The organism is Phytohalomonas tamaricis (assembly GCF_003012345.1).
In the GTDB taxonomy this organism is placed as follows: domain Bacteria; phylum Pseudomonadota; class Gammaproteobacteria; order Pseudomonadales; family Halomonadaceae; genus Phytohalomonas; species Phytohalomonas tamaricis.
This window is the reverse complement of sequence record NZ_PVRV01000019.1, coordinates 366,416-391,755: the sequence shown is the minus strand read 5'-3', so window position 1 is coordinate 391,755 and position 25,340 is coordinate 366,416. Positions and strand designations below refer to the sequence as shown.

28 protein-coding genes and 1 tRNA gene are annotated in these 25,340 nt (G+C 53.7%); 14 read left to right on the top strand and 15 right to left on the bottom strand.

Going from position 1 to position 25,340, the window contains the following annotated elements:
* Positions 1-16 precede the first annotated feature (16 nt).
* Positions 17-1,285, bottom strand: coding sequence for a cytochrome P450 (locus C3Z11_RS03785; RefSeq protein ID WP_106476423.1), 1,269 nt, complete (start codon positions 1,283-1,285; stop codon positions 17-19).
* A gap of 236 nt (positions 1,286-1,521) precedes the next feature.
* On the opposite strand from C3Z11_RS03785, the gene C3Z11_RS03780 reads away from it, so the two are divergent.
* Complete coding sequence (locus C3Z11_RS03780; RefSeq protein WP_106476421.1) at positions 1,522-1,998, top strand: universal stress protein; 477 nt, start codon at positions 1,522-1,524, stop codon at positions 1,996-1,998.
* Positions 1,999-2,041: 43 nt separating this feature from the next.
* Here C3Z11_RS03780 and C3Z11_RS03775 read toward each other — a convergent pair whose 3' ends face one another.
* From C3Z11_RS03775 to C3Z11_RS03760, 4 genes are read right to left on the bottom strand one after another with little or no spacing between them, the layout of a single operon-like run.
* The gene (locus tag C3Z11_RS03775) at positions 2,042-2,407 is read right to left on the bottom strand and encodes a DUF202 domain-containing protein (RefSeq protein WP_106476419.1); all 366 of its coding nucleotides are present in this window, start codon (positions 2,405-2,407) and stop codon (positions 2,042-2,044) included.
* Between the two features lie 2 nt (positions 2,408-2,409).
* A complete protein-coding gene (locus tag C3Z11_RS03770) occupies positions 2,410-2,811 on the bottom strand; it encodes a YidH family protein (RefSeq protein WP_317450651.1) in 402 nt (133 codons plus the stop codon).
* A gap of 56 nt (positions 2,812-2,867) precedes the next feature.
* On the bottom strand, positions 2,868-3,884 hold the full coding sequence (locus C3Z11_RS03765; RefSeq protein ID WP_262927218.1) for an LLM class flavin-dependent oxidoreductase: 1,017 nt from the start codon (positions 3,882-3,884) through the stop codon (positions 2,868-2,870).
* A gap of 38 nt (positions 3,885-3,922) precedes the next feature.
* Complete coding sequence (locus C3Z11_RS03760) at positions 3,923-4,249, bottom strand: YnfA family protein (protein ID WP_106476415.1); 327 nt, start codon at positions 4,247-4,249, stop codon at positions 3,923-3,925.
* Positions 4,250-4,394: 145 nt separating this feature from the next.
* Between C3Z11_RS03760 and C3Z11_RS03755 the strand changes: the two genes are divergently transcribed.
* The 3 genes from C3Z11_RS03755 (at position 4,395) to C3Z11_RS16750 (ending at position 5,746) form a co-directional block, all read left to right on the top strand.
* Positions 4,395-4,470, top strand: a tRNA-Thr gene (locus C3Z11_RS03755).
* A gap of 224 nt (positions 4,471-4,694) precedes the next feature.
* Positions 4,695-4,898, top strand: coding sequence for a hypothetical protein (locus C3Z11_RS03750; protein ID WP_106476413.1), 204 nt, complete (start codon positions 4,695-4,697; stop codon positions 4,896-4,898).
* A 710-nt stretch (positions 4,899-5,608) separates the two neighbouring features.
* Positions 5,609-5,746 (top strand): hypothetical protein, encoded by a 138-nt coding sequence (locus C3Z11_RS16750; protein WP_158700916.1) that lies wholly within the window; start codon positions 5,609-5,611, stop codon positions 5,744-5,746.
* Between the two features lie 173 nt (positions 5,747-5,919).
* On the opposite strand, the gene C3Z11_RS03745 is transcribed toward C3Z11_RS16750, so the two are convergent.
* Positions 5,920-6,420 carry a DUF4760 domain-containing protein gene (locus tag C3Z11_RS03745; RefSeq protein WP_106476411.1) on the bottom strand — a complete coding sequence of 167 codons (501 nt, stop codon included), beginning with the start codon at positions 6,418-6,420 and terminating at the stop codon, positions 5,920-5,922.
* A gap of 512 nt (positions 6,421-6,932) precedes the next feature.
* Here C3Z11_RS03745 and C3Z11_RS03740 point away from each other — a divergent pair.
* On the top strand, positions 6,933-7,742 hold the full coding sequence (locus C3Z11_RS03740) for a hypothetical protein (protein ID WP_262927217.1): 810 nt from the start codon (positions 6,933-6,935) through the stop codon (positions 7,740-7,742).
* A gap of 311 nt (positions 7,743-8,053) precedes the next feature.
* Here C3Z11_RS03740 and C3Z11_RS03735 read toward each other — a convergent pair whose 3' ends face one another.
* From C3Z11_RS03735 to C3Z11_RS16740, 3 genes are all read right to left on the bottom strand, one after another.
* On the bottom strand, positions 8,054-9,031 hold the full coding sequence (locus C3Z11_RS03735) for a phosphoribosyltransferase family protein (protein WP_106476409.1): 978 nt from the start codon (positions 9,029-9,031) through the stop codon (positions 8,054-8,056).
* 788 nt (positions 9,032-9,819) lie between these two features.
* Positions 9,820-9,984, bottom strand: a complete 165-nt coding sequence (locus C3Z11_RS16745; protein WP_158700915.1) for a hypothetical protein — start codon at positions 9,982-9,984, stop codon at positions 9,820-9,822.
* A 344-nt stretch (positions 9,985-10,328) separates the two neighbouring features.
* Positions 10,329-10,628 carry a hypothetical protein gene (locus C3Z11_RS16740; protein ID WP_158700914.1) on the bottom strand — a complete coding sequence of 100 codons (300 nt, stop codon included), beginning with the start codon at positions 10,626-10,628 and terminating at the stop codon, positions 10,329-10,331.
* A 24-nt stretch (positions 10,629-10,652) separates the two neighbouring features.
* Here C3Z11_RS16740 and C3Z11_RS03730 point away from each other — a divergent pair, with 24 nt between their 5' ends.
* Complete coding sequence (locus tag C3Z11_RS03730; protein ID WP_106476407.1) at positions 10,653-11,792, top strand: glutathione-independent formaldehyde dehydrogenase; 1,140 nt, start codon at positions 10,653-10,655, stop codon at positions 11,790-11,792.
* 372 nt (positions 11,793-12,164) lie between these two features.
* Here C3Z11_RS03730 and C3Z11_RS16735 read toward each other — a convergent pair whose 3' ends face one another.
* A complete protein-coding gene (locus C3Z11_RS16735) occupies positions 12,165-12,341 on the bottom strand; it encodes a hypothetical protein (RefSeq protein WP_158700913.1) in 177 nt (58 codons plus the stop codon).
* Between the two features lie 159 nt (positions 12,342-12,500).
* On the opposite strand from C3Z11_RS16735, the gene C3Z11_RS03725 reads away from it, so the two are divergent.
* On the top strand, positions 12,501-13,439 hold the full coding sequence (locus C3Z11_RS03725) for a DUF808 domain-containing protein (RefSeq protein ID WP_106476405.1): 939 nt from the start codon (positions 12,501-12,503) through the stop codon (positions 13,437-13,439).
* A gap of 353 nt (positions 13,440-13,792) precedes the next feature.
* On the opposite strand, the gene C3Z11_RS03720 is transcribed toward C3Z11_RS03725, so the two are convergent.
* Positions 13,793-15,214: a helix-turn-helix transcriptional regulator gene (locus C3Z11_RS03720; RefSeq protein ID WP_262927216.1), complete on the bottom strand. Its 1,422-nt coding sequence runs from the start codon at positions 15,212-15,214 to the stop codon at positions 13,793-13,795.
* 241 nt (positions 15,215-15,455) lie between these two features.
* On the opposite strand from C3Z11_RS03720, the gene C3Z11_RS03715 reads away from it, so the two are divergent.
* Entirely contained in the window at positions 15,456-15,821 is a 366-nt protein-coding gene (locus C3Z11_RS03715) for a GFA family protein (protein WP_106476401.1), read from the top strand.
* A 56-nt stretch (positions 15,822-15,877) separates the two neighbouring features.
* Here C3Z11_RS03715 and C3Z11_RS03710 read toward each other — a convergent pair whose 3' ends face one another.
* Positions 15,878-16,471, bottom strand: coding sequence for an NADPH-dependent FMN reductase (locus C3Z11_RS03710; protein WP_262927215.1), 594 nt, complete (start codon positions 16,469-16,471; stop codon positions 15,878-15,880).
* 190 nt (positions 16,472-16,661) lie between these two features.
* On the opposite strand from C3Z11_RS03710, the gene C3Z11_RS03705 reads away from it, so the two are divergent.
* Positions 16,662-17,315: an SOS response-associated peptidase gene (locus C3Z11_RS03705; RefSeq protein ID WP_106476397.1), complete on the top strand. Its 654-nt coding sequence runs from the start codon at positions 16,662-16,664 to the stop codon at positions 17,313-17,315.
* Between the two features lie 340 nt (positions 17,316-17,655).
* Here the strand turns inward: C3Z11_RS03705 and C3Z11_RS03700 are convergent, their stop codons facing one another.
* Positions 17,656-18,585: a DMT family transporter gene (locus C3Z11_RS03700; RefSeq protein WP_106476395.1), complete on the bottom strand. Its 930-nt coding sequence runs from the start codon at positions 18,583-18,585 to the stop codon at positions 17,656-17,658.
* Between the two features lie 97 nt (positions 18,586-18,682).
* Between C3Z11_RS03700 and C3Z11_RS03695 the strand changes: the two genes are divergently transcribed.
* The 3 genes from C3Z11_RS03695 to C3Z11_RS16730 all read left to right on the top strand — a co-directional run bounded on the left by C3Z11_RS03695 (position 18,683) and on the right by C3Z11_RS16730 (position 20,186).
* Positions 18,683-19,630 carry a LysR substrate-binding domain-containing protein gene (locus C3Z11_RS03695; protein ID WP_106476393.1) on the top strand — a complete coding sequence of 316 codons (948 nt, stop codon included), beginning with the start codon at positions 18,683-18,685 and terminating at the stop codon, positions 19,628-19,630.
* A 43-nt stretch (positions 19,631-19,673) separates the two neighbouring features.
* A complete protein-coding gene (locus C3Z11_RS03690; protein WP_106476391.1) occupies positions 19,674-19,916 on the top strand; it encodes an SOS response-associated peptidase family protein in 243 nt (80 codons plus the stop codon).
* 93 nt (positions 19,917-20,009) lie between these two features.
* Positions 20,010-20,186, top strand: coding sequence for a hypothetical protein (locus C3Z11_RS16730; RefSeq protein WP_158700912.1), 177 nt, complete (start codon positions 20,010-20,012; stop codon positions 20,184-20,186).
* 63 nt (positions 20,187-20,249) lie between these two features.
* On the opposite strand, the gene C3Z11_RS03685 is transcribed toward C3Z11_RS16730, so the two are convergent.
* The gene (locus C3Z11_RS03685) at positions 20,250-22,046 is read right to left on the bottom strand and encodes a methyl-accepting chemotaxis protein (protein WP_158700911.1); all 1,797 of its coding nucleotides are present in this window, start codon (positions 22,044-22,046) and stop codon (positions 20,250-20,252) included.
* A 321-nt stretch (positions 22,047-22,367) separates the two neighbouring features.
* On the opposite strand from C3Z11_RS03685, the gene C3Z11_RS03680 reads away from it, so the two are divergent.
* Both C3Z11_RS03680 and C3Z11_RS03670 read left to right on the top strand, forming a co-directional pair.
* Positions 22,368-22,553, top strand: coding sequence for a hypothetical protein (locus C3Z11_RS03680; protein WP_106476387.1), 186 nt, complete (start codon positions 22,368-22,370; stop codon positions 22,551-22,553).
* A gap of 512 nt (positions 22,554-23,065) precedes the next feature.
* A complete protein-coding gene (locus C3Z11_RS03670) occupies positions 23,066-24,322 on the top strand; it encodes a cation:proton antiporter (RefSeq protein WP_106476385.1) in 1,257 nt (418 codons plus the stop codon).
* A gap of 46 nt (positions 24,323-24,368) precedes the next feature.
* Here the strand turns inward: C3Z11_RS03670 and C3Z11_RS03665 are convergent, their stop codons facing one another.
* Entirely contained in the window at positions 24,369-25,298 is a 930-nt protein-coding gene (locus tag C3Z11_RS03665) for a restriction endonuclease (RefSeq protein ID WP_106476383.1), read from the bottom strand.
* Positions 25,299-25,340 lie beyond the last annotated feature (42 nt).

Genomic DNA, 25,340 nt, shown 5'->3' with positions numbered 1-25,340 from the left:
AATGCTCACCTTGCCATTAACCCATTGGCGTCAGCGGTACGTGGCGCACATTGCTGATCACGAAGCCGCTCTCCGGTAGAGCCGGTATCTTCGTCAGGCTGATGCTCAGATCCTGAGGAGGAACGTCGTACTCCATGCTGTTGGTCAACAGATTCAGCGTCATCTTCATCAGTGCAATGGTGATCCATTCGCCGGGACAGCGATGGTTGGCGTAATGATCGCCGCCACCCTGAGGGATCAGGCTGTAGGGGTTACCTTCCCAGCCGTGGAAGCGTTCCGGCCGGAACGCTTCCGGATCGTCCCATAACCGGGCGTCATGGTTGGTGCCATACAGGTCGAGCAGCACGCGGGTGTCTTTGGGTAGCCGATAGCCCCGCCAATCGACATCATCGCGCAGCCGTGCCGCGGCAAAGGGGAAAAACGGATAGACGCGGCGCACTTCCTGAACGAACCACTCGGCATATTCATCCCGGTGTTCACCCTGCAGCGGTGCCAGGCAGTGGCCATGTTCATGCAGCGCATGGGCCACGAAGGTGATATAGCGAGACACCGCGACCGTGGGGCGCAGCAGGTTCAGAACCTCGACGGCGGCGACATGGGTATCAAGCTTTTCGCCGTTGGCGTCGTGGTGCGTGGCGACAGTATGCAATGCACTCCCTTCAGCTACCGACAGCTCCCCGTCACGTACCTGTTCGATAAGTGCGCCGATCCACTGCTCGGCACGCTTGCGGCCCAGCCGAGCATGCCAGTGCTGTGGGCCTATGGCGCTTGCACCCTCGATCATGGCATTGAGATCTTCAGTGCGTTGGCGGACGTCTTCTTCTGCAAGGGGTACGCCCGCCCAGGCACAGACGGCGCGGCAGAGAATTTCCTTGCTTTCCTCAAACAGTACGACCCGATCCATGGCGGTCCATCTGTCGAGGTAATCGTTCCAGACCTGCCGGGTCAGCGTGACCAAACGGTCGATGCCCTCTGGCGTCATCAGTGACATGAACATCTGCTTGCGCACGTGGTGAAGCTCGCCGTCGAGCGCCTGCACGCCGCCAACCCCGAACAGGGTTTTCTGTAACCGAACCGGGGCGGCGCCTTCTCGCTTGCAATAATCAGCGTTGTAGAACAGTCGAGCCGCTTCCTCACCGCGCATCAGCAGTGTTTTCTCGAACAGCAGCCGCGCCTGGAAGAGATCGGCCTGATGCTGATGGCAATGGTTGGAAATAAACAGATATCCCTCGCGTAGCATGTGCGGGGTGCTTTCCAATGATTTTTCTTCAGGGATCTGTGGCATAGGCGTCAAGGCTCCTGACATAAAACGAGAACATCCTGCGTGTTGTCATTGCTGGAGTATGGTTGATGGTCAGGCGGTCTGCCCGTAAAAGGCGGGGCATTTCATTAATGGTCAAAATGCGACGATCTGACCCGCCTGAGTAGCTTCTCCAGGCGCTAAAAGCTGATAAGTTAACGATGTGGCTTTATTCCTCATTTCTAGTTATCCGCTGCCGGCCGTTGTCTAGCGAGGTGTCCATGTTCAAGTCGCTGCTTGTTCCCATCGATGGGTCAGATTACGCATTAAAAGCCTTGGAAGTGGCTAGTCAGATGGTTGCTGCCGAGGGGATGCTTTATCTATTGACCGTTCGAGAACTGTTGCCACCGCTGCATGAGCACGGCGCGATGAGCGTTGAGGCGGCGATTCACGCTGCCTCGCCAGAAGCGGCGGAAAAGGAAGGGCGCGCGTTACTTGATAAGGCGGGAGAGACCATTGCCGCCTACCCAGGTGAGGTACAGACATTGATTCGCATGGGCTCGCCTGCTCGCGTTATCGTCAAGGAAGCGGATCGGCTCGGCGTTGATGCCATTGTCATGGGCAGCCGTGGCCTCAGTGATATCAGTGGTCTGATCGTGGGAAGCGTTTCACACAAGGTCACCCACATTGCCAACTGCATGGTCATCAGTGTGCATACCAAGCTCGATCAGGCGGCATTAACGGATGATGAGTCGTGACGATGAGACGGGCATGAGATGAGCGGAGTGTGGCGCGACACGTTTATAGAAAGCGGACTGCCAGCGCGCCAATCGCCATATAAAGTGCTGCGCCAGAGCCTAATATCACAAGCGCGGTGAGTAACCGCATGGCAGTGACCGAGCTCGGCGTGACCGGTATATCAAGCCGGGCGAGATGATGGGTGCGAACACTGCCATACACATACATGGCTGCTGCTGCGGCCAGCATTAAGAACCCCGCCGCGGTGACGATGAGTTCGTGATGCGTTAGGCCAGAGCGTGCAATCAGCACGGCATTGATTAATACCACAAACGCGGTACGCGACCAGGCAAGCCCGGTACGCTCGGGCTGCAGGCCGGGATCACGTGATGGCTTCGAAGTGTTGGCGTTAAGGCTGGGCTTTGACACGTTCAGAAGATAACCAGCAGCGACAGGGCTAAAGCGATTAGCGCTACCCCAATCGAGATCATGATTAACATGGAGGTATGCGGCAGTTCGCGCTCTCCGCGCATCGCCTGCTCATTGTTGGCCCAGCGCCGGTAGGCTGCCAGTGCCAGTGCGGCGCCTCCCAGGGCGAGCAGCACCGCAACGCCGTCGCGAACAGGCGGTGGGGCAAGATCGGGTGCGAACTGATCGATGCCCACCGCGCCGGCCAGAAACGCCAGGGCGGTACGAATCCAAGCCAGAAAGGTGCGCTCGTTGGCAAGCGAGAAGCGGTAATCAGGTGCCTTCCCTTCACGCTGCCAAGTAGGCAGACGCAGCATGCGCCGGCGATCGTAGGGCTGATAACTATTGGATTTTTCGTCTTTCACTCAAGTCGTCTCATGATTACGGAGCGGCCGCTAGTGTAACGCGAACAATCGTCGATTCATGTCTGCTCGCTCAGACCAAATTCTGCTGCTAGCAGGGCATAGGAACGCTTGCGCGCTTCGATATCGTAGGTCCAGGTAAGTACAGCGATTTCCTCGATATCCAACTCACCCGCCAGACTGCGCAACTGCTTGGCCACATGCGCGCCATCACCCAGCAGGGCCTGTTCGCGATACCTCTCGACGGCGAGCTGTTCCTGTGGACTGTAAGGCTGGGCCTCGACATCTTCGGGAGACATTAGTGGCTCGAAGCGACCACGGTTACGGTTGAGCAGGGCGCGTTCGCGGGTCTTAAACAAATAGTGAGCCTCTTCTTCGCTATCGGCGGCTAATGCCCAGACACATATTGTGGCCTTGGGTTCGGGGTGTTGTGCGCTCGGTTTGTAGAAATGACGATAAAGCTCAAGCGCTTCATGTACACCTTGGCCTTCGGTAATAAAGTGAGCGAAGCAGTAAGGAATACCCAGTTCGGCCGCCATGCGGGCGCCACCGGTGGAACTGCCAAGCATCCACGGCTCTGGTGCGCTAGGTGTTTGCGGAAAGGCATGTAGCCCGTACTGTGGATGGCCAGGGCGCAGCGCCTCATCACGCAGCCAGGCCAGCAGATCGCGTACGTGATTAGGGAAGTTCTGCGCGTTAAGCGATACGTTGGGGTGTAGTGCCTGCGCGGTACGCATATCACCGCCCGGGGCGCGGCCCAGCCCCATGTCGATGCGCCCTGGTGCAATCGCTTCCAGCGTCCGGAACTGCTCGGCAACTTTGTAAGGTGAATAGTTGGGCAGCAGCACACCTGCGGAACCGACACGAATCCGTGAAGTCACGCTAGCCACCGCCGCCATCAATACCTCGGGGGATGAGCCGGCGATAGTGGGCAAGGCATGGTGTTCTGACATCCAGAAACGGTGATAACCGAGCCGCTCGCAATGCTGAGCCATGGCGATGGTGTCGCGAATCGCAGCGTCGTGCGGCTGTCCCTGCGAGACAGTGGATTGATCGAGTACGGAAAGGCGCATCATGAAGCTCCTATGTGGCGTGGTTCATTGAGCGTAGCTGCTCATTCCCAGCCGGAGGCAATGATCAGCGCGCCAAGCAGAGCCAGCCCGCCCCCGAGCCAATCGCTCACCTTTAGATTCTGCCCGTCAACAAGCCCCAGCCAAGCCAGCGCGGTGACGAGATAAACGCCGGCGTAGGCGGCATAAATACGCCCGCTCGCCGCGGGGTGCAGCGTTAACAGCCAAGCGAACGCTGCCAGCGATAGCGCAGCGGGCCCAAGTAGCCACACACTGCCGTTATGCTGCCACCACATATAAACCAGATAGCAGCCGAAAATCTCGGCCAACGCGGTGAGAATAAATAAAGCGGTAATCGAGAGGTAGGCCACAGCGCAATAGCTCCATTGCCGTCGTAAGAATGTACCGAAAAAAGAAACGCTAATGATAGCAGTCAGGCTAAAGATGAGCCTGCACAGCGCAACGGGAGCGGGACTATTCAGATCAGGAGGGAGCCGCTAAAATACGACGCGTATTGCCGGTGTAGCTCAGTTGGCAGAGCAACGCATTCGTAATGCGTAGGTCGGTGGTTCGAGTCCACTTACCGGCACCAATTAAATCAAAGGTTTAGCGTCAAGAAGCGCTAGGCCTTTTTTATTTTCCGGTGCATTTGGTACATTTTTGGTACATCTGTTGAGGAAAAAAGAACGTGACCAGCTTCCAAAAACGGGGTAGCTCATGGCGTGCTTTGGTACGTCGCAAGGGATACGATACGCTCACTGCAACCTTTGACACAAAAGCTGAGACTGAGCGTTGGGTAAAGCAGATTGAGCCGATATGTCTCGCTCTCGCTTTGTAGATACGCAAGAAGCCGATGCGTTAAAGATTACCGACGCCTTGGTGCGTTATGAACGTGAAGTCTCCGTTCACAAGAAGAGTTACCGCAATGAGCGATCAAGACTGTCGATCCTGACGCAGGATCTGGGCTCGGTGGGAATTGTGGGACAAGTGTTCTACCATATTGAGTTTTTAGGTAAATAATATTATAAGTAAGTAATGCTTTGCCTCCTTTAAAATAATGATAATTTAATTAGTAAATAAAAATTTGGATAATAAACCGATGAAAAAATCAGAAAGCCTTTTCGAAGTCTTGGAATGCAAAGATAAGGGTGTGAGAAATCTTTTAATTGGATTTTGTTATTTTTTATAATCGGGGCAATTTTATGGTGTGTTAATGATGATAGTGGTCATCCTAGTAAGTTTTAGTCACTAATTGACTCGCTAATAAACGAGGCATATTTTTCAAATGTTTCATTTTTATTTTCCTTTCTTGTTTTTATTTATGGATTATTTTTTTCATTGCTTGGTCCTTTTAAGAGACTTAATTCATATTTTATTTATTGCTGGAATACTAGCTTAGGCCTTCTGTCATCTACTTTTGGGTTTGGTTTAGTAAGTTGCATTTATTTCCTTATAAAAGAGAGTTGGGAACAGATCTTATTTGAATATTCGATCTGTATTTTATGCTTATTAATTTGGCAGTATGCAGCTGGACTTCTTGTTTTTTTAAGATAAGTTTTTTTACTATTGAGATCATTGCAATTATTTTATTTGCATTCAGTATTTATTATATAAGAAATGACAATATTCGAATTATTATTTATTTTGCGTTCTCTTTCTATGCGCTAACTTGGGTTCTAGGTATTAAAGTGACAAAGATCTTAAAAAGGGTTAGCTAAATTGAAATTTGATTGAAAAAATTGCCTCGCACGCATGCCATCTCGCTGGTCGTGTACTGGGTATCGCCGCAGTTAAGGAGCATTATCCCCAACAATACCGATGGGTTTAGTGACATCGAGAAAGCAGCACAGGTGTTCGTCACCAATTAGCTCGAACCGCTCCAGCAGTGTTCGAACAGATTAACGACCTCATCAATGAGCAGGTGGCGATTCGGGCCGTATGAGTTGGTTGCGTCGGAATTCAGCTCTCTCTTCCGCCTGGCGCTACTCCATGTGGAAACGATAACGCCCCGCTTAGGCGGGGCGTCGATCGAATTGGATGCTCAGGAACGCTTTTTCTTGAGGGGACTTTTTTGCCAGCGCGTGGCTAGCCACTCGAATTCTTGGAATGCAGTTTCGCTACCGGTTTTCTCGCGGACGCCCTCGATGAATGGCTTAGACCATGCATAAGTCTTTGTTATTATTGTGTATTGAGAGTTTTTTAGCATCCTTTCATGGTAGATGCGCTCTTGCAAGCCAACACTCAGTCGCTCGTAGTGATTCAACACATAGCGGACGTCCTGAACCTTCTCTTCCCCCTTGCGGCCCGGATCGGCCCATAGCCGGATGTTCTCGTTCGATTCGTGAAGCTCAAGCAGGGCATGAGTTGCGCGAATCAGCCGCTCATCAGAACGCACGTTGAAGAGCAGGTCGGCCGTCTGCTTTTTCTTGGCGGTATTCTTCACGCTCAAGACCGAGACGATGGCAACGAGGACCGCAAGTGCCATGAGCGCTGTACGCACTATCTCAGGGGCCGTCCAAACTACTTGAGCAGTGTCATCCATTTGCTATGGCCTTGATTAGACGCAGAAAAGGCGCTCAAGGCGCCTTTTCGGGAGAGATGATGGACATGAATCGATATCGGTCACCGGCTATCAGTAACCATCGTTCTCGTCTTTGATGCGTTTGCTTGCGTAAGCGGCGATGACGGTGATCATAAATTGTCTCCCTTCCTGTTAAGGCGTTTCGCTCGCGTTCCACGATCGCTTTGCGGTTTCGTGTTCGACGTCACGCTGTGTGATTCACACTACAACAGATTCTTTCAGTGCGCTAGGCATTCTAGACCACCAAAAGCGTGTCTCGGAATCTATCGGCATGAGCCGGGACAAGCTTTATATAGACTCTCTTGCTTCTTTTCAAGAGCTCTGGAACCTCTTAGCTATCGACGCCCTATCCGCAAAATTCCTGTAGAGGCTTGGGCCCGCCGTCGATTCCCTGCCTCGCCTGCGCGCTAAATGGGTAGGTTTTAATGCAATGTTGCGCCCTGATCGAGACAAGGCACAATTTGGGCTGCACAGTGGTTTTAGACATCGTTTTTTTGTTGCGCTTTGATGCATTTCAGATCTGTGTATTCTGGACGATAAAGACAATTACAAACATGACCATGCGAGAAGAAAAGATGAGCCGCGTAGCAGACCTAATTCATATCAATGCCGCCGAAGATTATTCTTCCTTGGAGCCTCTACTGCGGTCTTGGACTGAAGCTGTCATGTCTTACTGTAAGATGCATGACTTCGTTGATAATTGTTGGTGGTATAACGAGCGCGCCTCGCTTAGCGTGCTTGCTGGAGCTGCATGGCGGGCCAAAGGATGGTTAGCCTTGGAAGAATTCTCCACTGGCAAGCGCGGGGAGAGAGTTGAAGGGGTTGATAGCGGTAGTATTCGTAATGGTCGGTGCGATTTATACATTACTAACCAAGATGAGTCCTTTGCATTTGAGGCCAAGCAGGCTTGGCAGCCGATAGGAAACAAGACTACTGGTGATCTCGATGTTAATAGGGCTCTAGCTAAAGCATGGCAAGATGTCGGCGAGCTGCATAACTACGAAGCTGACACTCGAATAGCAGCGACTTTCATTGTTCCCTCTATACCGATTAGCCAAGCTAGTGAGGATGGTGAGATTCAGCCGAGAAAGGTTCGTGAGGCAGTGAACTCTTGGCTTGAGTCGATGGCGGGGTTCGAAAGGCTAGCAGGTAAGCAAACAGCTTACGCTTACGTTTTTCCTGCAAACTGCGAGCATTACTTTAACGAAGATATAGGTAGAGTCTTTCCCGGAACAGTGCTTGTACTAGAGAAGCGGCTAAGAGGAGCTTACCGTAAAGGGTAAGTCTAATTAGGGAGTTAAGGGCTATAATTACTGATCTTGAAACGGGGGTCGGCAGAATAGTCCACTATGGGCTCGGCTATTATTGGCAATGTTGTTAATACTACATTCTTGGTGCATTGGTTATACCAAACACTGACTTTGTATGAATGAAAAAGGCTTAGCGTTAAATGGCGCTAAGCCTTTTCTTTTGTTTGTAGATGGCATGAGCTTATTATGTTCTCCATCTCGGCGAGTAATATCGCCCTTGACGCCTCTTTATTCCCCACTCTCTTAGAGGGGCTCACGTTGATAGCAATTACCCCAAGAAATGATTAATGGTGGGCGGGTTTGAGTTTTGTTTTTAAACCGCGTAGCACATTCTTGAGTCTTGGTGGCAGCATATCCTTCAATGTTTGGGTGCCGTATTTAGCATTTAATTTTATGGATGATGCCTTGCCATGCTCATACATCTCGTTAGTTTCAATGCAATACACCGGCTTTTTTGTGGCTTCCATAATGGCTATGGCTTGGGCCTTTTCGCTTTCAACAAATAGCCGGGCTGGAAGATTGCCGTAGACACTCGCCTTGAACTGATGATGCATGTTCAGGCGCCGCCGCTCTTCTGCAGTGGGAAGGTCGAGCATATGCAACTTCCCATACTGCACGCCCTGGTTCTGTAACCATTTTTCAGTTTCCGCACGGTATTTCTCAAGGCGGCTGGTGACGAGATGGCCAACTTTTACTGTCGGTATGAACAGTGGTTTAGTGCTGCTCAGGAAGTTTATGTAACGATGGCTGTCATCATTCTCTTCCGGTGTGGGGTCTTCACAGAGTACGCCATCGATATCCAGGCATGACTCAGACATGATGGGGTGGTGCATGATGTTCCATTCGAACACTCGCGGATGCTCTACCAACTCAAAGAAAAAATCGACTTTGTGTTTGTTTCCGGAGTGGGCGAAAGCAGCCATGGTCACTATTTCACCATGAAATACTTCTTTGACCTTGGCGTAAGCTGCTTCTATTGATCCGCCGGAATCAATACTGTCATCTACCAGTAAGATTCTTTTTGCAGACCACGGCGTTACAAGCTCAGCGTTTTTGTACGCACGCGTACTCCCTCTCTTTACTTCGTCATTACGAAGGAAAGAATAAAGATCTATTACAGGAAGATTCATTTTTAGAGAAATTATACTCGCGCACAGCATGCCGCTTCGTGGAATGCCCACAATAAGATCAACGTCTCGAGTGACTTTACTGGAGAACCATGTGCTTAAGCAGGAGAGGTCATGCAGGCTTCGATAATTCATATAAATCCTTCCTAGTATTCTATCTAGGTTAAATTATAGCCTCTCTGTAAGCATATAAGCTAGAATTAAGGGGTAAATAGTTGTACTTATAGTATTAATCATGCCGCGCATTTAAGTTAATGATATGTAATAAGTTTTTATTTTATATAACACTCCATATTATGATGTCATGAAATCGTCATTGATATAGGTTGTTACTTTTTTGTAATAGGGAGGCTCAGATTGATTCTTTCTATAAGGAACGCTGAGTAAAAAACCCTTTGGTTTCGGCCAGCTCTTGAATAAATTTTCTAGAGAAATCAATTGGATAATAGAAAAGCTCTCTCACTGTAGAGTGAATAAGTGATTTGCGCCAGTTGCTAATGCGGCATGAGTGAGCACAGGCCATTTGCAAACAGAGCCTAAGGCTGATCGCGGATGCTGCAGGTATGGGTAACGAAGAAAAGAGGGAAAAAATTCACAATATTTGAAAATTTGCATAGCAGTATCTAGGTTAAGATTAGCTTAAGTTAAGCCTTTTTGAGCTATCCCATGATCGATGCCGATTCTTTTTGTTCAGAAGCCCAACTGCAGTCACCCCAGTGCTTTATGTGTGGCAGTCGGTTTTTTTCTATTGAGCGTGGCGTGATGAAGGAAGATGGCCGTGTCTGTTGTGCACGGTGCCTGACGTACTTAGGCCGCACGGAAGATCTTTTGTTTGCATTGGGCGAATGTGGGCCGGCCATTGGGCTTAGGCATTAGCAAACTACCCTATCCTCAAACATAGCGTGAATGGTGACGCTCGCCATTCACTTTAATGCCTTCATTGCATGGGTCAAAGCTTCACCCGCTAGAATAAGCCACTGGATGATCAGTACATACGCCCACCAGGTGTTGCTCCAAGGGATGGTGTAATACGCCACGATGAAAAAGGCGAGAACTAGAATAACGTTCCATGCTGTACGATCAATCAACGTTGGCCTCTTTTTAATACTTCAAACTTTTGAATCAGGCTTGGCTATGCTTGTATTATAATAGTTTAAATGAATATGATCGATTTTTATTACTGTCCTGCCAATTGATATAAATAATATTCCACAGTCTGCCTAGGAAATTAATTTTAGATAAAGAAGGCGTTATTACAGAATAACAATTGCTTTTATTGATGCATGAAGTGTTATTTAGTGTGTTGACGTTCGAAATGATTAATTCTTATGGATTAAAAAAATCTACACTTCGTGTGGCTTGTTTGATGGACAAGCGCTGCTTAACCCTATTTTGCTATCTAGAAATTTCATACCCGTAAATAAAGTGGCAATCAGACAGCCTCGTCATTGCTGTTATGGGATATCCCTTCTAACTTGATTGCATGGCGCATCGGCATATCACGGCAGGTTCGGCTTGAATCTATAACTTTCAGGCTAACCCGAGCAGCTGCTAGCCCCGAGAGTTCACAATCGCTCATGTTGTTATCCATGCCATGATCAGAAGTGCCGGGAAATGCCGCCAAGCGATCATATGAGTCAGGTCTAGTGTTGCAGGCGTGAATATCGAAGAATCGGGAAATTGCGATCAAATTGCGAAAAATATCACGCCACGCAACAGGACTGAATTGCATATCCACCATCTCTGGAGGACACCGATGAAAGCCGTCGTTTATAACGGACCCCGTGACGTCAGCGTGAAAGATGTACCCGATGCCAAGATCGAAAAACCTACCGATGTTCTGGTCCGCGTCACTACCACTAATATTTGCGGCTCTGATCTGCATATGTATGAGGGGCGCACCAGCTTTGAGCAGGGGCGTATCTTCGGCCATGAAAACATGGGTGAAGTCGTTGAAGTCGGTGCCGGTGTCGATCGGGTTAAGGTAGGCGATTATGTCAGCCTGCCTTTTAACATTGGCTGTGGTTTTTGCGAGAACTGTGAGAAGGGCCTGACCGGCTTCTGCCTGACCACCAACCCCGGCAGTGCCGGCGCGGCTTATGGTTTTGCGGAAATGGGCGACTATTCAGGCGGACAGGCTGAACTGCTGCGCGTGCCTTATGCCGATTTCAACTGTCTGGTACTGCCCGATGACGCGGTCGAACGTGAAAACGACTATGTCATGCTCACCGATATTTTCCCCACCGGTTGGCATGCTACCGAACTGGCCGGCCTGCAGGCAGGCGAAAGCATTGCCATCTATGGTGCCGGACCGGTAGGGCTGATGGCAGCGCATTCAGCCATCATCAAGGGTGCCTCAGAGGTCTTTGTCATCGATAACCAGCCCGATCGTCTGGCGCTTGCTGAGAAGATGGGGGCCAAGCCGATCCATGCGGTTGAAGGCGATGCTGTCGATCAGATTCTCAACCTTACCGACGGACGCGGCACCGATCGGGGCTGTGAGTGCGTTGGTTATCAGTGCTGTGACCACCACGGCCATGAAGACAATTCGCTGACAATGAACAATCTGGTGGCTTCCACGCGTGCCACGGGTGGCATCGGTGCTGTCGGCGTTTTCGTACCGCAGGACCCCGGTGGTGCAGATGAGTTGGCAAAGCAGGGCAAGATGGCCTTTGATTTCGGCAGCTTCTGGTTCAAGGGCCAGTTCATTCGTACCGGTCAGGCTAACGTCAAAGCGTATAACCGCAAGCTGGCGCGTTTGATTCATGCTGGCAAGGCGCAGCCTTCACAAATCATCTCGCATAGTCTGAAGCTCGATGAAGCGCCCGAGGCTTACAAGCACTTCGATAATCGCGACGACGGCTGGACCAAAGTAATCCTCAAGCCTTCTGCCTAAGCAGCAAGCGACAAATAAGTTAATCTTTATGTCGTGATGGGCGGTACTGATGTCTTTCTGGGCATCGGTGCCGCTCATTGCTGTGCCAACGGCACACTAAAGCGGTGCCGCACTGTTATTTTGCTGCAGTATTCGCCCAGCCGATAGATGGTTATTGCATCCCGGCAGAAAGTGCAACGCGAGCGCCAGGTGGGTCGGAATCAATAAAGAAAGATGTGTATCGCTTGGATAAGGAGGCAGCAGTTTAAAGTAACCATACGGTCGCTATGGAGTGAACGAGAGGGCCGTTGCAGTCAGCATGAACATCCATGTAAGGATCGTTCACCGCCAGCGTTCTCTCGCTCATCCAATGCGCTTCATCTTACATATTCTTTAGTTAGTGCTGTCGCTTTCATCCTGAACAGGGTCAGTAGCCTTGTCCTGCATCTGAATTGAAGCGCCTTCGGAGGGGTTGTCAGAGGTGCCTTGTTCATCGTCGGATTGATCAACACAGGCTGTCAGCGCAGCGGCTGTGAAAAGGGCCATCATTAACGTAGTGAGCGTTTTCATCTTCTGCCTTTGTCATGCATTGAATAATTGATCGAGATTAATCTAGGACACTCTTGTCGGGCTCGCCAGAAGAGGAATCTTTTTTGTTGCTGAAGATATCAAGCGGCGCTTCGCCTAAAGCCTAAGCTGGATGAAGAAACTATCGCGGAGGTTTATTACATGGCAGGTGCCAGCTTACTTACCCTAATCGACGATATCTCCACGATTCTCGATGATGTGTCGCTGATGACAAAAATGGCGGCCAAGAAAACGACCGGCGTGCTCGGTGATGATCTGGCGTTGAATGCGCAGCAAGTAACCGGCGTCAAGGCCGATAGGGAGCTGCCGGTGGTCTGGGCCGTGGCCAAGGGTTCATTTCTAAACAAGCTAATTCTAGTGCCAACGGCGCTGGTGATCAGTGCTTTTGCGCCGTGGTTGGTGACGCCGCTGTTAATGCTCGGCGGGGCTTTTTTATGCTACGAAGGCTTTGAAAAGCTGGCGCACAAGTTTTTGCATCGCGGCGAGACGGATAAGGATAAGCATGCCGAACATGCTCAGGCGATGGCTGATTCCGATGTCGATGTCACCGCATTGGAGAAAGAGAAGATCAAAGGCGCGGTGCGCACCGACTTTATTCTTTCTGCGGAAATTATCGCCATTACGCTGGGTACCGTAGCCGGTGCCAGCATGACGCAGCAGATTATCGTGATGGCCACCATTGCTATTCTCATGACTATCGGGGTCTATGGCCTGGTGGCAGGGATTGTGAAGCTGGATGATCTGGGCCTATATCTGAGCAATAAGACGGCGGCTGCGGCGCGTGCCATAGGCAATGGTATTGTCAGCGCAGCGCCTTACTTGATGAAGAGCCTTTCCATCATCGGCACGGTGGCGATGTTTATGGTGGGCGGCGGTATTCTTACCCATGGGGTTCCCTTCCTTCATCACTCTGTTGAGAGCTTTGCCGAGATATCAGGCGATATTCCCGGCGTAGGTGTGGTTATCCAACCGCTCAGCTCAACGCTTTTCAATGTTATTTTCGGCGTTGTCGCCGGTGCCGTAGTGCTGGGTGTGGTGAAAGCAGTCAGTGCGCTCAAGCAGAAAATGGTGTCTCACTGAGTCACTTCTACGTGTTATCGCCTAACGATGACAGATAAATAAAAAACGGCTACTTCCCGTGAGGGAGAGTAGCCGTTTTGCCTTGTCTGGCTGTGGCCATCCATGGCCGTCAAGCATTCAGTGAAGAGATCTTCCTTGTCCCTTCGATAGGGCAAGCTGCCTTGCCCTTTAATGCCGCATACAAGGAGGCCGGAGGACAAATCCTTTTATCCTGACAGGTTGTGATACATCCATGTATCCCCGCCGACTTGAGGTGTACTTTAAAGGGAAACCTTTCGTGCTGATAGGCCTAAATGCACTGGGTAACCTAGTGCATTTGCAGGAATGCCTGCCTGGCGTTGCGGTGCTCAACATTAAAGACGCATACCCCTTTCACGTGCCCAGACAATGGCCTCCCCACGGCTGTGTACATTGAGCTTGCCATAGATGGCCGAGACATAATTACGTACCGTATTGGGAGCGATATCGAGCTGTTTGGCAATTTCCTTGTCGGACAGCCCCTGATAAATGAGCGAGAAAACGTCACGCTCACGCGAGGTAAGATCGTCTAAGTTGGTGCCGGTGCTGGCATCCGCAGGGCGGCGTACATTGGAAAGCTTCTCAAGCAATGTCTGGCTGAACCAGGAGGTGTCCTGCATGACGGTTTCGATCGCCTGGAGCAGCTCACCTTCACTGCGCTTGCGCTCGGTGATGTCCATCAGAGAGATGAGTGCGCAATCTTGCTCGTTGATGACGACTGCCTCGGCATAGAGCAGGCAATCCAGGGCTTCACCCTCTTCGGTCTGGAGCTTTATATCCCTATCCTTGAGGCTGCCGGACTCCTTCAGCCTTTGGCGTATATGGTTGCACTCACTGTCCGGCCACAAGGCAAGGGTACGCGTGGATTGGCCTTGCAACTCATCGGCACTGTAACCGGTAGCCTTGATGAAGGCTTGATTGACATCAATCAGGACGAACTCATCGGCGGTAGCCACTGCGCTAGCCACCGGAGACATGCGAAACGCCTTTTGAAAACGCTCTTCACTCTGCGTGAGCGCCTGCTCGGCTTTGCGGGTCGGCTCGAGATCGGTAAAGGTAAGTAGCATGCAGGCATTGTCACAGACGTCCAACGGCTGTCCGGCAACAATGACGTGCTTGGTATCGCCCTCGGACAAGCGCAGAGTGGCTTCCGTTTGCGGAATGGTTGTCCCTTCGCAGAGATGGCTGATCGCTCTGGTACGGTGCAGGGCATTTTCGAAGACGTCGATTTCGTAAATCGAGCGGCCGATGACCTCGTCGCTTTTATATCCGGTCATTTCCAGAAAGCCCCGGTTGACCTTGATAAAGCGCAGGTCACCGACACCGCAGATCAGCGCAGGTGCCGGATTGGCGTTGAAGGTCTTTTCGAAGCGCGCTTCGGCATTGGCCCAGTCGGTGATGTCCTGTAGCACCAGGGCGACATATTCGAGCTCATCCTGGGCATTGTGCAGCGTCAACCCGCGAGCACGATGGACCCAGTAGACGTCTTCCTGACCGGCTGGGAATACCTCAACGATTACATCACTGAAGTCCTCTCCCGCTACTGCACGGTCAATCGGATAGCTGCCTTTCTCGACGGGGTGGTTGTTGCGATAACGCAGCGTAAAACGCGCACTGTACTGCTGTCGATCCTTTCCCAATCCCGCGATGTCGTCGACGCCATGCATGTCCAGCGCGGCCTGGTTGGCCCATACAAGCGTGCCGTTGGGATTGATTAATATGACGCCTTCGATCAATTCGGCAAGGAGTTGCTGCATCTGCTTGCTGTCGTTTTCTTTTATGGCGGTATTGTGGGGCATCGGTATGGGCAGATAGGCAAAGGAGATGGGCGCTATTTGCGCAGGTTAGTGCTTTTTTTGCAATATGTGGCGACACCTTGTCGATAGGGTGAGCACGGATGCCAATGCTAGCAGGACAATTGTTTGGGGCAGGACATAATAGGTGTACAAGAGGGCGCTTGTTTAATCGCTACCAGGCCTACCGGCAAGGAGTACTCCGATGACGTTGCGCATAGCCAGTTGTCACTGCGGTGCCGTGACGCTGCGGTTTCCGCTAGAAGATTTTACCTCTGTTCGCCGCTGTGACTGTTCATTTTGCCGTCGACGTGGCGCAATCGCGGCCAGTGTCCCGATTGAAAAGCTTGAGGTTTCAGGAGCAGAGCATTTGGCGTTATACGAGTGGGGTACAAAGACAGCCAAGCACTACTTCTGCAAGACTTGTGGAATCTATACCCATCACCGACGACGTTCGAACCCGAGCGAATACGGTATCAACGTTGGCAATATTTACGGTATCAACCCACGCGATCTTGGTGAAATTCCTTGGAGTGACGGGGCCAATCATCCCTCTGATCGTCAGACCTGACCCCGCAGCGACGGTGTCTCGCAGTCGCTGCGGGTGTTGCGCGATGCTGTCAGGGGCTATTGGACGCTACCTGACGCCATAATCTGGCGCTGCTGTTGTGCCACCTGAGCGAGCGCTACAAGCTGGCCAGCGAGATGCTCGCGAGTTGATTGATCAGTCAACTCGCCGCTGACGGTATTCACTTTGTCTGCGACCTGGCCGACCATGACTTCCGGCTTGTTCAGCACCTGAGCATTAAGATAGACCAGCACTTGGCGCAGTTGATGCTGGGCCCGCGCGCCGCCAATCATGCCGGGAGACGCAGTCTGAATCGCGACGGGTTTACCGAACATGGGCGTATCGGGCAGGCGTGAGAGCCAGTCCAGAGCGTTCTTGAGCGCGCCAGGCACCGAGTAGTTATATTCCGGCATGACGATAATGACGGCGTCTGCTGCGGCAATGGCGCGTCCCATCTCCAGCACGGCCGCTGGGAAGCCTTGTTCCTGCAGGTCAGCATCATAGTGGGGCAGGTCGCCCACCGAACCGAGAGGTTCAATGGTCACGCCTTCGGGGGCCAGGCTTGGTAGTGCATTGGCAATGATACGGTTGAAAGAGCCACGGCGTAGGCTGCCGAGCAGGGTGACGAAGCGCAAATTCTGAGGATTTTCCATAGTCATTTCCTTAATGAAGGTGGGGCATTTTCGCCTTGGCTGTCCATGCCGAATCTTGCGACACGGCCTCATGTTAAGCGTTGGCGCTATAAGCGATAGATTCAAGCGCTGATCTGATCATGCTCGATGGCACGCCAATATCGCTATCGCTGTGTCAGGTACAGCGCGCAATAAGCGCTACACTACGAATATGTGTGGACGATTTGCTTTCTTCAACAAGCGCCAGGCCGCCGAGCAGCTTCACCTCGACCTGCCTGAGCAAGCGCTACAGCCGCGTTACAACGTAGCCCCAGGCACCTGGATTCTGGCGGCCTATCGCGCCGAGCCTGAATGTCCCGTTGCGCTGGGGGAAATATGGTGGGGCTATCGGCCTCACTGGGCTGGCGAAAAGGCTCCCCAGCCGATCAACGCGCGGCTCGAAAAGGTGGCAAGCTCAAGATTCTATAGCGGCGCGTTTGTTCGTCACCGCTGCATCATTCCCGCCGATGGTTGGTATGAGTGGCTGCCCACCGACCACGGCAAGCAACCCCACTATCTGACCCGCGACGACCGCCAACCGGTCTGGCTGGCGGGCATTTTTGCGCCTCGTGCTGATGGTACGCTGGGGGGTGCGATAATCACTCATGACGCCGAAGGTAGTGCCCGGGAAGTGCATGACCGTATGCCGCTGGCGCTCGATGAATCCTGCATTGACGACTGGCTCGATGGTGATCTCACCGACAAGGAAATGGTGCGACAACTGATTCAGCCACTGGCAGCTGAGCGGATTGAACACTGGCCGGTCAGTACTTCGGTGAATCGGCCTGGCAATGATGAAGATGATAGCCTGATCAATCCGGCATAAGCGGCTTCTCATGGTAGGTCGGGGGTGTATAGCAGATGCTGCTAATGTGACGCTGGTGAGAAACCAGTTATAAGGCGATCAGCGTGATGTCGCTTTTCGGTGGCTTTGGTCGCTCCAGCAGTCTGGACGGGCTCAAGGAGTACACCGTGGGGTAGAGCGTGTGAGTAGAAGCTGGCGAGCAGGTCAGCGTGGCGATGAGGTAGGGCAGTGGTGTGGGATGATCAAAAGATCCTGCTGGCGAACCCGATAGTCCCCGATATACCGAGACGCTGCGCGCCGATACATCGGGGACTGTATTCACTCCACCCCGATTTTAATCAGTGTTTGGAAGGCAAAGCCACTAACGCGTCACCACCAGCAACCCAACCAGTAAAAGCGTTCCGCCCGCGAGGAAACCGACCGTCAACGGTTCACCCAGCACCGCCGCACCGAACAGCACGCCAAACACCGGCGACAGAAACGAGAAGATGCCCACTTGCGAGGCCAGGTAGCGCCGCAGCAGCGTAAACCACAGCAGCAGTGCCGCGAAAGAGATGACCAGCGTCTGAAAGGCGAGACTGGCGACCGCGACGCCGGTGAGCTGGATGCGCCCGAGATCGCCCAGCAGTACACTCGCGGGCAACAATAGCAGGCCGCCAACGGTGAGCTGGTAGCACAGTGTCTGTACCGGGGGCGCCTCGGACAGCGAGGAGCGACGGATCACCAGCGTGGTTGCCGTCCACGCAAGCCCGGCCAGCAGCCCCAGCAGATCCCCTCGCAGGATATCGCCGGCATTGTCGATATCCGTCGACGGGGCCATGGCAAGCACCATGCCGCCGAAAGCCAGGCCGATGCCCTGCCACTGACGTCGCGTCAGCCGCTCTCCCGGCACCCATAGATGCAGCCCCAGAGCCGTGAACACCGGCGCCGTGTAGAGAAACACCGACATGTGCGAGGCCAGCGTATAGCTAAGCCCCCACGCGATGAAGACGAATTCCGCCGTAAAGCTCAGCCCTACCAGAATGCCCGGGCCGATATGCGCCCGCATATCGGTCGCTCGAATACCCTGCCAATAGGCCAGCGCCGCCACCAGTAGCGCCGCCATGAATGAGCGTAATGCCACCTGGGCCAGCGGTGGGATATCCGCCGCGACCATCTTGATCGCCACCTGCTGAGCCCCCAGCGCCAGGCAAAACAGCACCATCAGGGCACTGCCCTGAAGGTCCAAGTGACGGCGTGACGCGCCCAATGCTGCTGATGTGGTATGGCTCGACTGTCTGGTGTTTTGCATATCGCCCCCCTGGCAGTAATAGGCGCCAAGTTGAGCATTTGCCGACGGCGTCGCCAAACGATTAATCTGGATATCTAGGCTCAGGAAAACTCATTCCATGAAAATCGAACGCCTTCCTCTGAATGCGCTGCGGGCATTTGCTGAGGCAGCCCGCACGGAAAGCTTCAAGCACGCCGCCAGCCGGTTGGGTGTCACCCCCGGCGCGGTCAGTCGGCAGATCAAGCAGCTCGAAGACAGGCTTGGCGTCTCGCTTTTTGCTCGGCACGCCAACGGCGTGCAGTTAAATGAAACAGGACGGCAGCTGGCCAGAGACATCGACAGTGGGCTCGAGCGCATCGCTGCGGGTGTTGTAACGGCACGGGAGAGCGCGCGCCGAACACCGCTGCTGACGCTTAGCGTCCTGCCTTCCTTTCTGCAGCTGTGGCTGTTGCCGCGCCTGGCAGACTTTGACGCCAGAATTGGCGGTCTCGATATCTCACTGGAGGCCAGCGAGTCGTTGACGGTGCCCGCCTGGCAGGGCGATGGCGCGCGTCTGGCGATCCGCTATGGTCGCGGCCCCTGGTCGGAGGTGAACAGTCACCGCCTGTTCGGCGATGAGTTGTTTCCCGTCTGTGCGCCCTCCCTGCTGGAGCAATACGATTGTCCCATGACGCCGGCCGATCTGGCCCATCATCCCCTTTTGGAAGTCGCCTGGGACTCACCGCAGGGCGCTGACTTCCCGGGCTGGCAGACATGGCTCAATGCTACCGGCGTTGCCGACCGGGTGGCAGCGCCGCAGCGTCGCTACTCGATGTCCGGTCTGGCCATGGATCAGGCGATCGCTGGGCGGGGGATCATGCTGGCAAGTCCTCCCCTGGCCATGGACCGGCTGGAAAGCGGCGTGCTCGTTCGCCCCTTCGGCGGGCAGCATGTCCTCGCCTCTCCCATGACCTACGATCTGCTGACCCCCGCCACCGGCGAGGCGCCTCCCCATGTTGCGCGCTTCATCGACTGGCTATTAGAGACCGCCAACTGCAGCCGGGAGACGCTCGGCACCGCCCGTTGAGCGTTCATGAGTCCACCCAGCGCCTCGTGCTGATGGTACGACGCTGAGGGGGGCGATTATCACTCGTGACGCCGAAGGTAGTGCCCGGGAGGTGCATGACCGTATGCCGCTGGCAATCGATGAATCCTGCATTGACGACTGGCTCAATAGTGGTCTGACCTATAAGGAAACGGTGCGGCAACTGATTCAACCGCCGGCGGCTGAGCGGATTGAACATTGGCCGGTCAGTACTTCGGTGAATCGGCCTGGCAATGATGAAGATGATAGCCTGATCAATCCGGCATAAGCGGCTTTTCATGGTAGATCGGGTTTGTATAATAGATGCTGCTAATGTGACGCTGGTGAGAATTTCTTATAAGTACTAACGCAGGGAGGCGTTATGCAGGTATCGGCAATTTTGCTGGCAGGGCTATTGTCGCTCGTCGTGGTGACGGGCTGCGATAAGGCCAATTCCAAGGAGGGTGAGGATTGCGTGACCGACAACGGGATGACAGGACACTTTTCTGCAAACGGGGTCTGCTCAATTGATGAAATGGCTAACTCACCTGAGACATGACGAGACGCGTGTGTTCATTAGCTACAGCGCCCATGCTTGCATGGGCGTTGTAGTGTCAGAGAACTAAAAGGTTTCCCATTCATCATCATGAACGACGACGGGTTTTGCCTTGGCCGGTGTGTGTGCCGGTCCGTTCTGCTGAGCCGGTGTGTGTTTTTTGTCAGACGGCAGCGCAGGAGAGCCAGGTGATTGCGGGTGTGCAGATTGGGAGGCCGTGGCCAAAGAGTCACTATCCGGTTGGGCCTTCGGATGGCGCTGCAAGGCATGTTCCGGCTGATTGGCGGGTTCGCTAACCATGTCCGGCAGTTGAAAGACCATTACCGATGCTCGTAGTGTTTCTGCCTGTTGTTCCAGATTTTTCGCAGCCTGCGCGGCGTTCTGGACCAGCTCGGCATTTTGTTGTGTGACCTGATCGATTTGCGTAATGGCCTGGTTGACCTGGCTGATGCCACTGCTCTGTTCCTGCGAAGCGGCGGCAATCTCACCCATGATTTCTGTGGCACGCTGCACGGCGGCAACGATGTCATTCATGGTGTCGCCGGCCTGATTGACCAGTGTCGAGCCACTGTCAACACGGGTCATCGAGGCATCAATCAGCACGCGGATTTCCTTGGCTGCTGCCGCTGAACGGCTGGCCAGGGCACGCACCTCGCTGGCGACAACGGCAAATCCCTTGCCCTGTTCACCGGCGCGGGCTGCCTCTACAGCGGCATTCAAGGCAAGCAGATTAGTCTGAAAGGCGATCGAGTCGATAACGCTGATGATGTCGCCCATCTGGTGGGCACCCTGGGTAATGCCCTGCATGGTGTGCATGACTTCGCCGATAACCTTACCGCCGCGCTGTGCTGTGGTGGAAGCCTCCAACGCCAGTTGGCTGGCTAGGCGGGAATTCTCGGCATTTTGTTGTACCGTAGCGGTTAGCTGCTCCATGCTGGCGGCAGTTTGCTCCAGAGAAGCCGCTTGCTGTTCGGTGCGGGCGGACAAGTCGATGTTGTCCTTGGCGATATCACGCGCTCCTCCGTTGATGTGGTTGCTGCTGGCGCGGACGGTGCTGACGGTGTGTGCAAGGCTTTGTTGCGTACGTGACAAGGCCGCGAACAGCTTGCCAATTTCGTTGTTGCCACGCTGCTCGTTCACCATCGAGAGATCGCCGCTCGCCATGCGCTCGAAATAGCCCACGATGCGCTTGAGTGGATTGATGACATTGATGGTCACTCCCCACATTACGATGACACTCACCACGATGGCCCCCGCTATTGCTGCGCCCATTATTAGCTTGAATAGCGCCACCATGCCATTGACGTCACGATAAAGACGGCGGCCGTCGTCTTCGGCTGCGATAAAGAACGTTTCAGCATCGTCGTGAAGTTTGGCACTAAGCGCCTCCACCTGCGCCGCTCTGGCGGCATAAGCGGTCAGATCGCCACTTCCCAGTGCGTTTAGCTGCGGCGTAAGCCCTTGTTCTACCAGGTTTGCAAAATCGGTGGTGATGACGGCGAGGGCATCTTTGTACTCCGGCAGGGCCGGAAGTGACAGAACTCGTTCAAACGTTGCCTGGGTCGTTTCCAACGCCTGCTTTAGCGTCTGCACTTCGACATCACTGTTTACGTTAGCGGCGGGAGACGCTGTCATCTGGATGTACTGCTTCGCCATGGCCAGGCGCAACGTCAATAACTGAATATCCGCCCTGTTGAGCGAGGCGTGCTGCTCTACATTGACCTGATTAAGCCGGTGCAGGGCGTTCTGGCTGTAATGAATGGCGTACATCCCGATTGCGCTAACACCTATCACCAGAGCAAAGAATACCGCCAGAACCAGGGTCCAACTGACACGAACAGTCATGTTGTCGAGTAGTTTCATCATGCTTTCCTACGCATTGGATGGCATTCCCCAGCGTGACCGCCCCCCATGGAGGGGGAGGGGCCAGAGTGATTATTGTCTTTGACGCCCGCACGGCCACGATATAACGCGATGATCATCTTGTGGCGTCGCAGAATTATCGGCCATGCAGTGCTAAAGCTTGATAGGTGGCCTTGGTACAGGGAGGGATACAGGAAAAAAGTGTTGTGAACACGGTGACATGCACTAACTACTCGGTAACAACATAAGCGGTGTCATTCATATTTTCTGCACGATGTACCGTTATCCTGCTATCGAAAATACTGGTACAAGGAGTCCCGTATGGTAAAGCGAATAGTTTCTCTCACGGCGCTGGCAATGGCGCTGACACTGAGCGGATGCATGTTCTTTCCTTACCATGATGATGAAGGGCCGAGGGGTGGACACGGTGGCAATAACCACGGCAGTAGCGAACATGGCGGCGATGCTCATGGCGGCGGTCAAGGTGGTGGGCCTGGCAGGTATTAACAGGGCTAACATGCCTTGGGCGTGAGCTTGCGCCTAACGCCAAGGATAGATACATGAAAGCCGCCTGTGGGCGGCTTTTTATGTCATATGGTACCGCTCGGCTGTGTTTAGAGACCGTGCTGAGTGGCGAGGATATGCGAATGCATGCCGTCATCGACTGGAATGTTGACGCCGCAAAGCCAGCCTGAAGCGTCGCTGAGCAAAAAAGCAACGACCGGGGCCATATCTGTTGCCCGGCCGCTGAGCTGATTGAGCCGGAATCTCAATGCTGAAAAAGCACGTATAGCCCGGGGTTCATACTATAGCGCCGCCTGTGCCTGTTCGATTACGAACGAGGCGTGTCAGGTTGTCGCTCGCTGTGTTATCGCTTAAGGCGTCAGCGCGGTGGGCCACTCATGAGTGTTTCTGCACTACGCTTAACGGATAATTATTTTGCCTGCGAATTAACTTGGCCATCGCATCGGTTGGTGCCGGGAAGGAACCCGGTCAGATGGCATAGGGAGTTATGCCTGATGGAACCTCATATCATTTTTATGGGCGGTTTTGGTTTGCTGATTCTGTTGGTCGCCTGGGTGCCCATTCTGATCAGAAACCTGCCGCTGTCATTGCCGATCATCTGTATCGCGATCGGCTTCGCCTTCTTCTCGTTCATTGGGGAGGGCGGATTACAGCCACGCGACTATCCCGGGACGACCGAGGTTCTTACCGAGCTGACGGTGATCATCTCGCTGGCCGGTGCGGGTCTTAGAATTGATGAACCGCTTAAATGGCGGGTGTGGGCCAATACGCGGCGGCTGCTTGGCATCACTATGCCGCTGACCATTGTGGCCATTGCTGCCCTTGCGGTGTTCTATCTTGGTTTGCCCTGGGAAACGGCGGTGCTCATTGGCGCGGTGGTTGCACCAACCGACCCGGTGCTGGCCGCTGATGTTCAGGTCGGGCCGCCGCGCTCAGGGCCTAGCGACGATGTGCGTTTCAGCTTGACCTCCGAAGCAGGACTCAACGATGGTCTGGCGTTTCCGTTCACGTTTCTGGCGCTTGCCATGGTGGTTAATGGGCCGATGATCGGCGAGTGGACATGGCATTGGTTCACCATGGACGTGCTATGGCGCATTGCGGCGGGTACTGCTGCCGGCTGCCTGTTCGGCTGGCTCTTGGGTGTGCTCATGTTCCGCACTGGACGGATGTCGCTGGCGATGACCGGGCAGGGGTTCGCGGCGCTGGGGGGAACCTTCATCACCTACGCCGGTACCGAGGCGATTCATGGTTACGGGTTCATCGCGGTATTTGTCTGCGCGTTGGTACTGCGCGCTCAGGAAGACAAACACGATTATCATATTCGGCTGCATGATTTCACCGAAGAGATTGAACGCCTGTTGATGATGGTACTTTTGGTGCTGTTCGGCGGTAGTCTCGCTGGCCCTATGCTTGATGGTTTGACCTGGAAAATGGCCATCGCCGGACTGGTGATTTTGTTTGTCATTCGACCGGTCACGGGAATGATCGGGCTGCTCGGCTCGAAGATGCACCGTAATGAGAAAGCCATGGTCAGCCTGTTTGGCATTCGCGGTGTCGGCTCGTTTTACTATTTGGCCTATGCGGTTAATGAAGAGGAGTTTGGACAGATAGATACCGCCTGGGCCCTGGTCAGCTTTATCGTTCTTGTGTCGATTATCTTCCACGGCGTGTCATCAGGGCCATTGATGAGCGTGCTCGACCGGCAGAGGAAGACGGCAAGGAAGCTTGCCGAGAAAGAACAAGCCCCGTGAAGGCGGCGACGTTAAGGCATCGACTGTCGTGGCGAAGGGCAAGAAATTAGTCGTCGAGGAAGTAATCGCTATCGATGCGCTTGATCTCAAACGTGCTCGCCACTGACACGCCAACGTTATGGTCCATCATCAATCGGGCCAGTTGCTGACCGTCGATCAGTACGATGCGCGTATCGATGAGCGTCACGTATTCGACCGCTTCCTTGGTAAACGTTGAGGTAGTGATGAATACCCCTTTGCGGGCGCGTTTGCCCTGCAGCGCGCCGGCAAACTTCTGCACGTCGGGGCGGCCTACGCTACCTTCCCAGCGCTTGGCCTGTAGATAGATGGTATCCAGCCCCAAGGGATCCTCATTGATAATGCCATCGATGCCGCCATCGCCGCTGCGGCCTACCGTCCGCCCGGCGTCATGGCGATCACCGCCATAGCCCATCGTGATCAGCACGTCGATGACCAGCTGCTCGAAGCGCGCCGGATTGATTTGCCGCATCTTGTCGATCAAATCGGATTCCAGGTCGGCACGCATCGCTCGCCAGGCCACTTCCAGCGTCTCCTGAGGGGTGAGCGATTCATCCGAGGCGGCATAGACTTTCTGAATCAGGCTGTCGGCGCCGCTTGCCGAGCGCCCACTGGCCGCCTGACGTCGAAAGTCACGAAACTCCTCGAAGCGCATCAGATAGGCTAGATCGATGCGCTCGGCGGTGGCCAATGCATCGCGGCCACGCGAGGTGATCGCAATGATCCCTCGACCACGTGATTCGAGCAGGCCCGCCTTGCGCAGATAGCTGACGGCCCACGTCGCACGGTTGTTAAGTAGATATTGCTGTCCGCTCGGCACCAGCGTCTGGCGTTCCTGTTCGCTCAGCTCAAAGGCATCGGCGAGGACATCGTAGGCATCGCGTACGCGGCGCTCCTCTCCGCTTGAGGCGAACACCAGCAGCGGTCGCAGCAGCGTCTGATAATCGGGTATCGGCATGGCATCTCTTGCGTGACGAGTCTGTTGCATCACTTACTGAGC